The following is a 13,698-nucleotide window of genomic DNA, read 5'->3' as shown; positions in this document are numbered from 1 at the left end:
CACCGCGCCGCCCCTGGCGAATGATCGTCGAGAAGGATCCGTGCTCGCGGCCATCCTTCGAGACGCCCGCCACCGGCGCGCAGCGCAAACCGACGCCCTCCCTGACGTCCGATCAAATCTGTGGCAGAAAGCAGAACCTGCAGTCAGACGAGAGCATAGCCCGCATGCCGCCGCCCAAACCGCCCGCCTTCGAGACCCTGAGCCTGCATGCCGGCCAGCATCCCGATCCCGCGACCGGCGCCCGCGCGGTGCCGATCTATCAGACCACGTCCTACGTGTTCGACGACACCGAGCACGCCGCCGCGCTGTTCAATCTCGAACGCGCCGGCCACATCTACACCCGCATCTCCAATCCGACCACGGCCGTGCTTGAGGAGCGATTGGCGGCGCTCGAAGGCGGCGTCGGCGCTGTCTGCACCGCGAGCGGCCAGGCCGCCCTGCATCTCGCAATCGCCACGCTTTTGAATGCCGGCGATCACATCGTCGCCTCCTCCTCGCTCTACGGCGGCACCATCAACCTGCTCGCGCACACGCTGCCGCGCTTCGGCATCACCACGAGCTTCGTCAAGCCCAGGGATCACGACGGCTTCCGTGCCGCCATCAAGCCCAATACACGCCTTCTGATCGGCGAGACGCTCGGCAATCCCGGCCTGGAAGTGCTCGACATCCCCGAGGTTGCAGTGATCGCGCACGATGCAGGCGTGCCGCTTTTGATCGACAACACTTTCGCGACGCCCTATCTCAGCCAGCCGATCGCGCAAGGCGCCGACATCGTGATGCACTCGGCAACGAAGTGGCTCGGCGGCCACGGCATCGCGATCGGCGGCGCGATCATCGATGGCGGCCGCTTCGATTGGCGCGGCTCAGGCAAGTTCCCGCAGCTCACCGAGCCCTATGCCGGCTATCACGGCATCGTCTTCGACGAGCAGTTCGGCCCGGCCGCCTTCATCATGCGCGCGCGCACCGAAGGCCTGCGCGATTTCGGCGCCTGCCTGTCGCCGACCAACGCCTTTCATCTGCTGCAGGGCGTCGAGACGCTGCATCTGCGGATGGAGCGCCATGTCGCCAATACCCGCGCGGTGCTGGACGTGCTCACGGCCAACAAGGCCGTCGACTGGGTGTTGCATCCCTCGCTCGAGTCGCATCCTGACCACGCGCTGGCGAGCGAGCTCTTGCCGCGCGGCGCCGGCTCGATCGTCTCGTTCGGCATCAAGGGCGGACGTCCGGCGGGGCGCAAATTCATCGAGAGCCTGAAGCTCATCAGCCATCTTGCCAACGTCGGCGACGCCAAGACGCTGGTGATCCACCCCGCATCGACGACGCATCAGCAGATGGACGCGGCCCAGCTCGCGGCCGCCGGGATCGGCGAGGAGCTGATCCGGCTCTCGGTCGGCATCGAGGCGGTGTCCGACATCATCGACGATCTCGCACAGGCGCTGCGCGCCTCGCAGAAGGTGTGAGCCATGCAGCTGAGCATCAGTGATCGCGAGGTCTTCGCCGCCACCGGCGGTCGCGACTTCGATCCGTCCCTTCCCGCCGTGGTGCTCGTGCATGGCGCCGGATTCGATCATTCGGTCTGGGCGCTGCACAGCCGCTGGTTCGCACATCACGGCTTTGCGGTGCTGGCGCCCGACCTGCCGGGCCATGGCCGTTCCGCCGGACCGGCGCTGCCGACCATCGCCGACATGGCCGATTGGGTGGTTGCGCTCTTGCAGGCCGTGAACGCGAAGCCGGCGCATCTGATCGGCCATTCGATGGGCTCGCTGATCGCGCTCGACGCGGCGTCCCGTCATCCCGACCGGGTTTCGGCGCTCAGCCTGATCGGTACCGCAGCGACGATGACGGTCGGGCCGGATCTCCTGAAGGCGGCGGAAGCGAACGATCACGCCGCGATCGACATGGTCTCGATCTGGGGGCTCGGTTTTGCCGCCGAGCTCGGCGGCAGTCGCGCGCCGGGCCTGTGGATGCATGGCGGAGCGCAGGCGACGTTGGAGCGCTGCGCACCGGGCGTTCTGTTCACTGATCTCTCCGCCTGCAACAACTATCAGGATGCACTGGCGTCGGCGGCCAAGATCACGGTGCCGACCCGCCTGATCCTCGGCGAGAAGGACATGATGACGCCTGTGAAAGCCGGCAGGACGCTGGCCGCCGCGATCGCGTCGGCGCGCACGATCGTGCTGCCGGGCGCGGGACATACGATGATGGCGGAATGCCCGGACGCGCTGCTCGACGCACTGATCGATTAGTTCGCTTGGCCAGGGTGCATCGAGCCCGCCCGGAATGCGCAATGAAACCCCGCCGCCGTCGAACGGCGTCGCACCGCAGCGCTGATGCAGGCAAGCTGATGCTTGAGACGAACCGCAGTGGCCCTGGAGGACAGAGGCCGCTGCGACAACATGGCGCCGCTGCGACGTTGTGCCCTCGATCGGGCGGCGCCGTGACGCGGGCCGGGCAGTTGTGGCGAAACGTTGCTCCTCCTATGTGGTCGACCGAAAGGAGCAATGCAGATGGAACTGCGAAACCGTCTCGCGGCCGCCATTCTCGGAGCCGTCGTGCTGTCGCTTGCGCCCCCCGTAGCTGCGGCTCCCCTGCTGCCGACCCATCCAGCCCCGTCATCGGCATCGCATCCGAGTGAACCCCAGGGAATCGCGTACCGCCACTGGCGTGGCGGCCACGACTGGCACCCCGGCCTCGGCCGTCGTCACGGCTATCAATACGGCTACCGGCCCCATCACGAGAGTAAGGGCCCGGCCGTTCTCGGGAGCCTCGCCGCCGGCGGCGCAATCGCCAACAGTCGTGCGCAGGCCAGCCCGTCGGAGATCTCCTGCTCGCTGCGTCACCGGTCCTACGACGCGCGCTCCGGCACCTATCGCGGCAAGGATGGCCGCCGCCATCCCTGTGGCCGTCGCTGAAGTTCCGCGCAATGCCGGAGGTCGGGCATCGCGCGTTCCTACGACGAATGTGGCGCGACAATCCGTCCTCCGCGAAAACTGCAACCAAGCCTCGGTCGTTTAGTTTGAGCAAGACCCAGACACTCCGGGAGAAATCAGAATGATGACCTTCAAGGCCGCCGCGACCCTGGCCATCGCCGGCGCGATCTCATTGTCCACGCTGCAATCGGCCTCCGCAGCGCCGCTGATGTCGCTGTCGGCGGCGAAGCCGACCGAGACCTCGAACGTCGTCCAGGTCGGCTATCGTGGCTGGCATCATGGTGGCTGGGGCGGCGGTGCGGCGATCGGAGCCGGCCTCCTGGCCGGTGCCGTGATCGGGTCGGCAATTGCCGCACCGAGCTATTACGGCGGCTATGCGCCCTATGGCTACGGCGGCTATCGCTATGCGAGCTATCCGTACGGTTATGGCGGGTATTACCCTGCTTACGCCTATCGCCCCTATTACGGCGGCTATGGCTACGGCTACGCGCCGCGCCCGGTCTATCGCAGCTACGGCTATTATCACCACCAGCGTCCGTGGCGGCACAGCTACGGCTACTACCGCGGTCCCGGCTTTGGCCATCATGGCTGGCATGGCGGCCGCCATTTCGGCCACCGCCACGGCCGTGGTGGCGTGATCGGCGTGCATCACCGCTGGTGATGCGATGATGACGTCGGTGCGGGCGGCTCGGCCGCTCGCGCCGATCGCACCGATCGCCCGTCAGGCTCCGCCCGTCGCCTGTGAGGGCCCTTGCCTCGCCTCGATGATGCTCCGATCGATCCGCGCCACCTCCGAAGCCGGGATCACGTATTCGTCGTGATCGCGCCAGGCAAACACGACGAATGTCGCGAACGCCCCCATTGCGCCGAGCGCGACCATCCACCAGATGTGCCAGATCAGCGCAAATCCCGTGATGGTGGCGAAGAACGCGCAGACGAACCCAGTGGGGGAATTCCTTGGCAGCTCGATATCCCGATAGTCTGTCGTCCGGTTGTGGAGCTGCTGGTCCTTGGCGTTTTCCTTGATCCGCCAATACGCATCCTGCCCCGTCACATTCGGCAGCACGGCAAAGTTGAACACCGGCGGAGGCGACGACGTCGCCCACTCCAGAGAGCGGCCGTCCCAGGGATCACCGGTGGTGTCGCGAAGCTGCTCGCGGTCGCGGATGCTGAAGACGAGCTGGAGGATCTGCAGGATGACACCGATTGCGAGCAGCGCCGTGCCAAACGTCGCCGCGGCCAGCCAGGGACGCCACTCGGCGACGTCATAGTGCTGCATGCGCCGGGTCATGCCGAGCAGACCGACAACGTAGAGCGGCATGAAGGTGACGTAGAAGCCGATCAGCGTGAACCAGAACGCCGCCTTGCCCCAGCTCTCGTACAGACGGAATCCAAAGGCCTTTGGAAACCAGTAGGTGACGCCCGCGAACACGCCGAACAGCACCCCGCCGATGATCACGTTGTGGAAGTGGGCGACCAGGAACAGGCTGTTGTGCAGCAGGAAGTCCGCCGGCGGCACCGCGACCAGCACGCCCGTCAGGCCGCCGATCATGAAGGTGATCATGAAGCCGACCGACCACAGCATTGGCGTCGTGAACCGCACCCGCCCGCCATACATCGTGAACAGCCAGTTGTAGATCTTGACGCCCGTGGGCACCGCGATGATCATGCTGGCGATACCGAAGATGGCGTTCACGTCGGGGCCCGCGCCCATCGTGAAGAAATGGTGCAGCCAGACCATGAAGGAGACGACGCAGATCGCCATCGTTGCCAGCACCATCGAGCGATAGCCGAACAGCGACTTGCTCGAGAATGTCGCGACCACCTCCGAGTAGATGCCGAACGCCGGCAGAACCAGGATGTAGACCTCGGGGTGCCCCCAGGCCCAGATCAGGTTCATGAACATCATCATGTTGCCGCCGGCTTCGTTGGTGAAGAAATGGAAGCCGAAATAGCGGTCCAGCATCAGCATCGTCAGCGTCGCGGTCAGGATCGGGAAGGCCGCAACGATCAGCAGATTCGACGCCAGCGTGGTCCAGCAGAACATCGGCATGCGCAGATAGCTCATCCCTGTCGTTCGCAGCTTGAGCACGGTGGTGACCAGGTTGATGCCGCTGACGAGCGTCCCCACTCCCGAGATCTCGAGCGCCCAGATGTAATAGTCGACGCCGACGCCCGGCGAATAAGTGAGCTCCGACAGCGGTGGAAACGGCAGCCAGCCGGTGCGGGCGAACTCGCCGACGACGAGCGAGACGTTGACCAACAGCGCGCCCGAGGCCGTGAGCCAGAAGCCGACCGAGTTCAGCGTCGGAAACGCAACGTCGCGCACGCCGAGCTGCAAGGGCACCACAAGGTTCATCAATCCGATCACGAACGGCATCGCCACGAAGAAGATCATGATCGTGCCGTGGGCGGAGAAGATCTGGTTGTAATGCTCTGGCGGAAGATAGCCGTTGGAATGGAACGCCACCGCCTGCTGCGTCCGCATCATGATCGCATCGGTGCCGCCGCGCAGCAGCATCAAGAAGGCGAGCAGGATGTACATGACGCCGATCCGCTTGTGATCGACGCTCGTGATCCACTCACGCCAGAGGTATGGAAAATGCCCCTTCGCGAGCACCCAGCCGAGAACGCCAAGGATCGCGACCAGCACAAGGCCTGCGGCCGCGAGCGGAATGGGCTGGCCAAGCGGAATAGCCGACCAATCGAGCTTGCCGAGCATGGCGCCTCCAGATCAACGCTGGCTGCGACGATGAGAGGGCCGCGCGGGCCGGCCTGCACGCGCGATGACAAGCAACGCGATGCCCCCGAGTCCGATGGCCAGCCCGATCTTGCTGAGCTGCCCGGCAGGCGGAAGCTTCTTGCGCCGAAGCCAATCGCCGCTCACCGCAGTCCCCGCCGGAATCGGCGCAAGCACGGCACCAGCGGTGCGCGACGCGCCCTTGGCGCGCGCGAGCAGGAACCGGAACGCCGTGCTCATGAGGCGCTCCGTCGGGCGGCGTGCCAGCGCGTAGGAGATCTGGCCAAGCCGCGCCGGCCATCCGACGGCAACCTCGTCGCGCGGCGCACGAATGAGCTGCACGAACGTCTCGGCGACGTCCTCGGAACGATACAACAGCGGACCGGGCTCCAGGTTGCGGCCGGACATGTTGGCGCCGTGAACGAACCCCGGCGTGTCGACCATGGCCGGGAACACGCTGCAGACATGAATGTGCGCGTGGGCTGCGAGCTCCTGGCGCAGGCTGGCCGAAAAGCCGCGCATGCCGAACTTGCTGGCTGTATAGGCGGCCGCGAACGGAGTCGGAGCCCAGCCGCCCAACGAAATGTTGTTGATCAAGGTCCCTCGCCGCTGCCGCAGAAAAATCGGTAGCACAGCGTAGGCGCCATTCATCGTGCCAAGCAGATTGACCTCGATCGTCTTGCGGTGGAGCGCGATGTCCGCGTCCTGATAGGCACCGAACACACCGGTGCCGGCATTGTTGATCCAGACGTCGATGCCACCGAATGTCTGTACAGCCTGCTCGGCCAGGCGCTGGACCGCTTCCGGGCGCGTGACGTCCGTCGCAACCGCGATCGCGCGGCCGCCCAGCGTCTCGCATTCGGCTGCAACGTCCTTGAGGACATCTTCGCGCCGGGCCGCCAGCACGATGCTGGCCCCTTCCCGAGCCAGGGCCTGCGCCGTGGCGCGTCCGATCCCGCTTGAGGCACCGGTGATCACGATACGGGTTCCCCGCAGGTCGCGCATCAGCCGCCGTGCCTCGGGCGACGCATCGAGAAGCCAGCCGAGCGATCGGCGCAGCTGCTGCGTCCCGCCGCTCTCGAACCACCGGCCATGAGCAAAGACGACGCGCTCGGGTGCCAGCGCGATCAACCGCGCGGCAGCGAGCCGGACGGCCCGGCCTCCCAGGCGAAGCAGCAGCCGCAGATGGGCCGGCGCCTTGCCGTCCGGCGCCGTAATCCCGAGCATGTGAGCCGCTGTGCGCGGCAGAATCCCCAACCCTTCCGGCGCAAGGTTTTGCACCAGATCAGTCAGGATGAGCGTACGGCTTGGTCGATGGAACAGCTCGACCTCGGTGAACATCGGCGCGGAGATCAATACCAGCTGAAGATCCTGGGACCATTCGTCCGGCGTGACATCTGTCAGCTCGCGGTCGATACGCAAGCGGCTGCGCCGGATCTGGCGGCGGTCGGCAAGGCCTGGGGCTGCATAAAGGCGTGCGTTCGGCAGAGCCGCCTGCCAATCCGGCAGGAACATCCAATGCGCCACGTTGGGCGCGAGCAGATATTTGATCGGCCCAAGCTGTTCCAGCTCCTCGCGCAGCGCGTGAGAGAAGCGCGTCGGGGAGTGCAGCAGCAGGTCGCCGCTCGACAGGCGGATCACGGTCATGCGAACCGGCAGCGGAAGGCCGGCGGCGCTGATGCGGCCGGCATCGATGATCCAGAGGTTGTCCGCGACCGGCCGCAGGCCATGGCCGATCGTTCGTGGCTGAGTTGGTTGATCCATGAGAGGTCCGCCGACGAGTTGCCCGTCAACAAACCTCCTGGAGGCGGCATGGTTGCAATCGCGCTGTGCCAAGGTTCCCCGGATCGCGCGCCCGCCTTGGAATCCGGCCGGCGTCGTCCGGCCGCCCCCCGTTCCGCGCCCGGCCCCGCAGCCCCCCAACCTGCCGGCTCACCGGAGATAGCTTGCCAGATTGAGACTTTGGATCTTGGAGATCGCCGTATACGACGCCGTGAGCTGCGCCTGATAGGTCGACAATTGCGCGGTCACCGCGGCGACGTCGACGCTGGTGAGATCGGTCGCCAAGCTCTCGGCGTAGCTCTTGAAATCGGTCTGCTGCGACTTTGCGGTCTCGATCCGGGAAGCGGCATCGGACAGCTTCGCCTGGACGGTGGCCACATCGTCCACCGCCTGATCTGCAAGCGTCAGTGCCGAGGTGATATCGCTACCGGACAGGGTCGAGCTGTTCGCGACGAATTTCAGCACCCGCATGACCTCCTCGAAGGCGGAATTGTCCGCCGTCACGCCATAGGTGACCGACTGACCATCGGAGACCCGCACGGTGGCAAGCTCGCCGTCACCCTGGTAGTAGCCGGTGTCGACGGTGGTCAGCGAGCCGGTTCCAGAAGCGAAGGCCGAGGTGTCGACGGCTGCCGTCGACGTTCGAGCCCCGCCAAACAGGTATTGCCCGTCATACTGGGTGTTCAGAATGCCTGCCATCTGCTCCAACAATTGTTGCGCCGAGCTGATCGCGGACGTTGTTCCCGTGCTGCTGCCGGAGCTCGCGGCGCTCAAGGCGGTACGCAGCTGGCTGACGATGTCGGACACCTGACCGACCGCGGAATACATGACCTGCACCTTGCTGTCGGCCAGCGTCGCGGCATCGATATAGGATTGCGCCCGCGTGACCGACACCTGCAGATTGACCACATGCTGGGTATCCGCGCCGTAGTCGGCCAGGTATCCCGACTTCAGCCCCGACGCTTCCTGCACCTGCAGCTTGGCCATCGTCGCCTGCGTCCGAAGTGCGCTGGCGATCATCTGGTCGGAGTTCGCGAAGGTCGCAACCCGCATCGTCATGATGAATGCTCCGAACTAGGTCGACTGCACGGCGCTGAGCAGCGACGAGAACATGCTGTTGATGACGGAGATCAGCTGCGAGGCGGCCGCGTATTTGTTCTGCAGCGAGCTCAGCCGGGCCGTCTCCTCATCGATATTGACGCCCGACTGCGACGACAGCGAGCTGGCATAGCTCGACTGGGCGGTGGATTTCGCGGTGTAGGCGCTCGCCGCCTGCGAGGCCTTGCTGGCCACGTTGGCAACGATCGATGCCGCGTAATCGGCAAAGGTTCCGGTGGTCGCGCTCAAGCCTCCGGCGGACGAGAAGCTGGTCGAGCCGGTCAGCTTGTCATAGAGCCGACTGATGACCGTCGCCGAGCCTGCCGTGAGCACCTGGCTGCCGGCCGCCAATGTCGCCGAGCTGTCGAGCGTCCCGGTCGGCAGGCCGGCAGCACCGCTGAGAATGCTGCTGTTCACGGCGAAATCGGCAGCACCCGAGCCCGTGACGAGATCGTTCATGCCGAAATAATCGGAAAAGCCGCCGCCGCCGATCGCGCCCGTCATGTCGTTGATCGAGATGCCGTTGGCCGACGACGTCGCGCTGATCGACAGATGACCGCTTCCATCGATCGAGGCCGATACGCCGGAAATGCCGTTGAGCGCCGTGACCAGATCGCCCACGGTCGCGTAGGACGACAGATCGAGATCCTGGTAGGAGACGAGGCTGCCGCTCTGATCGGCCACGGCGATCCGGACCGTACCCGACCCCGACAGCGCCGTCGTGCTGCTGACGCTCGCCGATCCCGTCAGGCTGGTTGGCGGCGGCACCGCCGATGCGCCGTTGGTGATCGAATTGAGCGCCGATTTCAACTGCGAGGCGAGCTGATCGAGCTGCGTCTGCACAGCCGGGAGGGTCTCGTCGCGCAGCGTGATCAGCGAGCCGATCTCACCTGATGTGATCTGGGACGTGACGTCGACGCCGTCGACCAAGATGCCGCTGAAGCCACCGGATGCATAGCTGGACGACGCCGAGACATTGGCCGACGCGGTATAGCTCAGCGTATGGGCCGAGCTGTCGACAAGCGCGCGCCCGGACGAGGTGTAGACCTGAAGATCCCCGTTCGACGCCGTGTAGTAGCTGACGTTCATGTAGGACGACAGATCCTGCAGCGCAGTGTTGCGCTCGTCCTCGAGATCGGCGGTCGACTGGCCGGACGCGGCCATCTTGCGGATCTCGACGTTGAGATCCGCGATCTGCTGGAGATCGTCGTTGACGCTCTGGATCGACGAGGCGATGTCCTTGTCGGCATCGGCCCGCAACGCCTGCACGCCGCTGGACGTGCTGCGCAGCTGGCTCGCAAAGTCGTCGAGCGCACTGACGACGGCCGATTGCAGAGAGACGCTGCTCGGCGAGCTCGCCAGCGACGACAGTGCCGATTCCAGCGACGCCAGCGAGTTTGCCAGCGACGTGCCCGTTGTCGACGTGCCGGAGGACGAGGCGCTGCCGAACAGCTGCTGCAACTGCGTCAGGTAGTTGTTCGTGGTGTCGGCCGCGCCGAGCTCCGAATTGGCGCCGATCAGGGACTTCAGCAGCAGCTTGTCGACATTGCTCGAGATGCCCGTGATCGACACCCCGGTTCCAACGCCCGCAGTGACGTTGGCGATCTGGTTCGCGGACTTCTGTGTGTAGCCCTTGGTGTCGGCGTTCGAAATGTTCGACGACGCCACGCTGATCTGCAACTCGGTCGTCGAGATGCCACTGAACGCGACCAGACGTGCTATATCGAGCGACATCGCCCTACTCCCGCTGCTGGATGGTCGTCACGCCCTGACATTGGTCCCGCACGAGGTCGCAGGCGCAACGCGGCGTCCGCTGACGCCATAGGGCGAGGCATTTGCGATCTGCTCGCGGATCGCCTGCATCACCGCCTCGATCCTGCGATTGCTCGCCTCGATCGCAGCCCGCAGCCGCACCAGGTTTTCGTCCATTGCGCTGCGCAGATCGAGAATGTGCTCCATCAGCTGCTCGCGCAGGACGCGGTCCCGCACATCAAGGCTCGCCGTCTGCCTGGCGCAGTCGGCCACCCGCTGCTCGAACAGCCCGGCGAGCCGGTTCTTGTCGTCGAGCTGCTTGGAGCGGGAGGCCGGCAGACCCTTGGCGAGTTCTGCATTCTCCTCCGACACCACCGCGATCAGCTCGTCGATCAGCGCGATCAAGGTCCGCACCTCGCTTTCGCTTGCCGGCCGTCGGTCGGGCTGGATTGCCTGTTTCATCCTGTCGCTCCCAATCCTAGTTTTCACGCGGCGGCCGGCCGCTCGTCTGCGCGACCCGCGCATAGGTGTTCAATGCCGTCACCCGGACCGCAGCGACTCGGAACTCCTCCTCGAGCAGCGCGCATTCGCGCAGGAGCTTCCGGCGGACCGTCTCGATGTCGTCCATCAGCGCCAGTAGTCGCGCACGATCATCCCTGCGGGCACCTGCGGCGCGCAGCCTCAGCCGCCGCAGCTTCTTCAGCAGGATCTCGCCCTCGCCGAGCCGCTCCTTTTTCAGATCGGCCATGCTCACCTCATCGACGAGATCAGGGTGTCGTACATCTTGTTGACGGCCGAAATCACCTGCGAGGCCGCCGAATACGCCTGTTGTGCCGAGATCATGTTGCTGAACTGGCCGGTCGTATCCGTCGTGCTCGACTCGAGCTCGCTGCCGTAGATGGTGCCCGCACCATTCTCGCCCGACGCCTGCAAGGTCGCGTTGCCCGACGTCGCCGTGGCGGTGTACATGCCGCTGGAGTGCGCCACGAGCCCGTTCGGATCGGAGAAGGTGGCGACCGCGAGCTTATAGATGGGAACGGTCTGGCCGTTGGAATAAGTCGCCTCGACCAGACCGTCCTTGCCGACCGCGATGCTGCTCAGCGTGCCGAAGGAGATGCCGTCCGAGTTGGCACTGAAATTCGAAACGCTCGGGGTCGTGCTTCCGGACGCCAGCTGGGTCAGACCATCGGTGCCGCCGCCGGTGGTTCCGAAGCTGAGCGTGATCGAGCTGGCAGCAGCACCGTTGTTCCAGGTGATGCCGAGATTGGTCGAGGAGACGGTGCTGAGCGATCCGTCCGAATTGAAATCAATCGTATAGGTGCCGCTGGTCACGGTGCCGTCCGAGGTGGTGGCGGGGGCGATATCGGCGGTCCACTCGTTCGCCGTCGCCGACTTGGTCCAGTTGACATTGAGCGTGTGTGCCTGCCCCAGCGAGTCGTATACCGTCATCGAGCTGCTGAAGGTGTCGCCGCTCGCGGCATCCGCCGGCAGATTGGCGGCAAGCGAGGTCTTGGTGGTGGCCCCGCCATTCGTCAGCGCCACCTTGGTGTTGACCGGCTCGAGGCCGTTGCCGACCACGTTGCCGCTGGCGTCGGTGCGCCAGCCCTCCAGATAATAGCCGTTGTTCTGGAGATAGCCGGCATTGTCGGTCGAGAAGGCGCCATTGCGCGTGTAGAACGTCTCGCCGCCGGCCGAGGTCGAGTTGGTGGCGACGAAGAATCCCGATCCCTGGATTGCGACGTCGGTCGCGTTGGTCGTGGCAGCCAGCAGCCCCTGCTGGGTGATGTTGGAGCGGCCGGAAACCGACACACCGCCAGACGAATAGGCCTTGGAGCTGCTCGACGCCGTCACCAGCTGCTCGAACAGGCCCGATGTGGTCTTGTATCCGGTCGTATCGGCGTTTGAGATGTTGTCGCTGATCATGGCGAGCGACGAGCTCTGCGCATTGAGCGCCGAGATCGCCGATGAAAGGGCTCCAGAAAGACTCATGATTATACTCCGAATGGTGCGGTCAGGAGGTGACGCCGATAATGTTGCTGGCGCTGACCGGTACGCCGCCGACAGTGAGCGACGGCGTGCTGGTCGAGGTGTCGATGCCGGTCACTGTCCCGGTGACCGTCGTGTAGTTGAGGACCGAATTTCCGGCCGAGTCGGTGGCCGTCACGGAGATGGTGTACTGGCCGCCGTCGCTGAGCTGGTTGCCGCTGGAATCGGTGCCGTCCCAGCTGAAGGAGTTGCTCCCCTTGTTGCCCGTGCCGGTGCCGGTCCAGACCGTGCTTCCCGAGGAGTCCTTGACCGAGATGGAGACAGTCGACGCAGCCGACGAGAGCGAGTAGCCGAACGTCGCGGAGCCGTTCGAAAGGACGGCGGTATCGCTCTTCGCCTCTACGGTATGACCGATGTAGTTGACGGAGTTCAGCGTCACCAGGCTCGAGAAGGAGCCGGCCAGCGAAGTCAAGCTGCTGTTGATGGATTGCTGCGACGAGAAGTTCGCATACGAGGTCATCTGGTTGATGAAATCGGTGACGCTCGTTGCGTTCATCGGATCCTGGTTCTGCAGCTCGCTAACCAGCAGCTGAAGGAAGTCGCTCGAGCTGAGCGTCGTGCGCGAGTCGCTGGAGGATGAAGTTGATGAGGTGGTCGTGGTCGACGAGCTCGTCGCGGAAACGGTCATGGCAGAACTCCGGCTCTCGCCGTGACAAACGGCGGGACACAGCGCCTCCGATGGTGGTGAAGGCGTCTGCTGATCAAACGGCTGGAGTGCCGAATTCAGGCGCACAATTAGTTGGACGAATTAGTTGATATGGCGGCAGAATTTGCCGCCGCGCCATTGGGCAGAGGCGGCAAGAATCGCCTGGTGCGGCGCGTCGTGGTGATAGGCAGCGCGGCTCATCCGAGCGATCGCCTGGAAGCGACGGAATCGGGAATGTCGGACCGCCCGGCTGCTCTGGAGCGCCCAGCTGGCTGCGCGGTCACGGCATGAACGACGTCGCGTCGCCGCGATCATCGCGTCGAGCGCAACGCGCCGGATGCGGCAGACCTGAGCAAGTTCGATCAGTGAGAGGATGACGCGGGCGCGGCGATCAGGACAACGTGCCCGGCAGGCGGCTCAACCGGCCTGATGAGCGTCCGCGGAGACAGCCGTAGCCTCCTCCGGCGTTTCCCGGTTGGCCGCTGCCGCGATACGGGCGGCAAGACCGGCGGGCGCGCGAACCGGGGGTGACGACAACGCCTCGCGGACAAGGCGGGCCTCGGAGATCAATTGGCCGGCTTCGGGCGAGGACGCGAGCAACTCGGCCGCCGCCTGACGCCGCTCGGCGGGCCATCGGGAGATGTCCTCTCCCAGGCGGTCGATCAGATCCTCGAATTCCCTGACGTCCATCGTCCGCTCGGTCC

13 protein-coding genes are annotated in these 13,698 nt (G+C 65.2%); 4 read left to right on the top strand and 9 right to left on the bottom strand.

From position 1 onward, the window contains the following. Nucleotides 1-164 precede the first annotated feature (164 nt). The 4 genes from HL666_RS18175 to HL666_RS18160 all read left to right on the top strand — a co-directional run bounded on the left by HL666_RS18175 (nucleotide 165) and on the right by HL666_RS18160 (nucleotide 3,591). The gene (locus HL666_RS18175; RefSeq protein WP_172134631.1) at nucleotides 165-1,460 is read left to right on the top strand and encodes an O-acetylhomoserine aminocarboxypropyltransferase; all 1,296 of its coding nucleotides are present in this window, start codon (nucleotides 165-167) and stop codon (nucleotides 1,458-1,460) included. Nucleotides 1,461-1,463: 3 nt separating this feature from the next. Then, nucleotides 1,464-2,246 (top strand): alpha/beta fold hydrolase, encoded by a 783-nt coding sequence (locus HL666_RS18170; RefSeq protein WP_172114897.1) that lies wholly within the window; start codon nucleotides 1,464-1,466, stop codon nucleotides 2,244-2,246. A gap of 261 nt (nucleotides 2,247-2,507) precedes the next feature. Continuing rightward, nucleotides 2,508-2,912, top strand: coding sequence for a BA14K family protein (locus HL666_RS18165; protein ID WP_172182776.1), 405 nt, complete (start codon nucleotides 2,508-2,510; stop codon nucleotides 2,910-2,912). A gap of 139 nt (nucleotides 2,913-3,051) precedes the next feature. Continuing rightward, nucleotides 3,052-3,591, top strand: a complete 540-nt coding sequence (locus tag HL666_RS18160) for a hypothetical protein (RefSeq protein WP_172114893.1) — start codon at nucleotides 3,052-3,054, stop codon at nucleotides 3,589-3,591. A gap of 60 nt (nucleotides 3,592-3,651) precedes the next feature. Here HL666_RS18160 and cyoB read toward each other — a convergent pair whose 3' ends face one another. From cyoB to HL666_RS18115, 9 genes are all read right to left on the bottom strand, one after another. Beyond that, nucleotides 3,652-5,652: a cytochrome o ubiquinol oxidase subunit I gene (gene cyoB, locus HL666_RS18155; RefSeq protein ID WP_172114891.1), complete on the bottom strand. Its 2,001-nt coding sequence runs from the start codon at nucleotides 5,650-5,652 to the stop codon at nucleotides 3,652-3,654. A 12-nt stretch (nucleotides 5,653-5,664) separates the two neighbouring features. After that, entirely contained in the window at nucleotides 5,665-7,434 is a 1,770-nt protein-coding gene (locus HL666_RS18150; RefSeq protein WP_172182830.1) for an SDR family oxidoreductase, read from the bottom strand. A gap of 168 nt (nucleotides 7,435-7,602) precedes the next feature. Continuing rightward, on the bottom strand, nucleotides 7,603-8,511 hold the full coding sequence (locus tag HL666_RS18145) for a flagellin (RefSeq protein ID WP_172114889.1): 909 nt from the start codon (nucleotides 8,509-8,511) through the stop codon (nucleotides 7,603-7,605). A gap of 15 nt (nucleotides 8,512-8,526) precedes the next feature. Further along, a complete protein-coding gene (gene flgK / locus HL666_RS18140; protein WP_172182774.1) occupies nucleotides 8,527-10,284 on the bottom strand; it encodes a flagellar hook-associated protein FlgK in 1,758 nt (585 codons plus the stop codon). 27 nt (nucleotides 10,285-10,311) lie between these two features. Continuing rightward, complete coding sequence (locus tag HL666_RS18135) at nucleotides 10,312-10,764, bottom strand: flagellar protein FlgN (RefSeq protein ID WP_172114884.1); 453 nt, start codon at nucleotides 10,762-10,764, stop codon at nucleotides 10,312-10,314. Nucleotides 10,765-10,780: 16 nt separating this feature from the next. Continuing rightward, a complete protein-coding gene (locus HL666_RS18130; RefSeq protein ID WP_172182772.1) occupies nucleotides 10,781-11,050 on the bottom strand; it encodes a hypothetical protein in 270 nt (89 codons plus the stop codon). A gap of 2 nt (nucleotides 11,051-11,052) precedes the next feature. Beyond that, nucleotides 11,053-12,291 carry a flagellar hook protein FlgE gene (flgE, locus tag HL666_RS18125; RefSeq protein WP_172182770.1) on the bottom strand — a complete coding sequence of 413 codons (1,239 nt, stop codon included), beginning with the start codon at nucleotides 12,289-12,291 and terminating at the stop codon, nucleotides 11,053-11,055. Between the two features lie 22 nt (nucleotides 12,292-12,313). Beyond that, on the bottom strand, nucleotides 12,314-12,976 hold the full coding sequence (locus HL666_RS18120) for a flagellar hook assembly protein FlgD (RefSeq protein WP_172134636.1): 663 nt from the start codon (nucleotides 12,974-12,976) through the stop codon (nucleotides 12,314-12,316). Nucleotides 12,977-13,411: 435 nt separating this feature from the next. Beyond that, a complete protein-coding gene (locus tag HL666_RS18115) occupies nucleotides 13,412-13,684 on the bottom strand; it encodes a hypothetical protein (protein ID WP_172134666.1) in 273 nt (90 codons plus the stop codon). Between the last annotated feature and the right edge of the window lie 14 nt (nucleotides 13,685-13,698).

Source organism: Bradyrhizobium aeschynomenes, assembly GCF_013178945.1.
Lineage (GTDB): Bacteria > Pseudomonadota > Alphaproteobacteria > Rhizobiales > Xanthobacteraceae > Bradyrhizobium > Bradyrhizobium aeschynomenes.
This window is presented reverse-complemented; position numbering and strand designations above follow the sequence as displayed.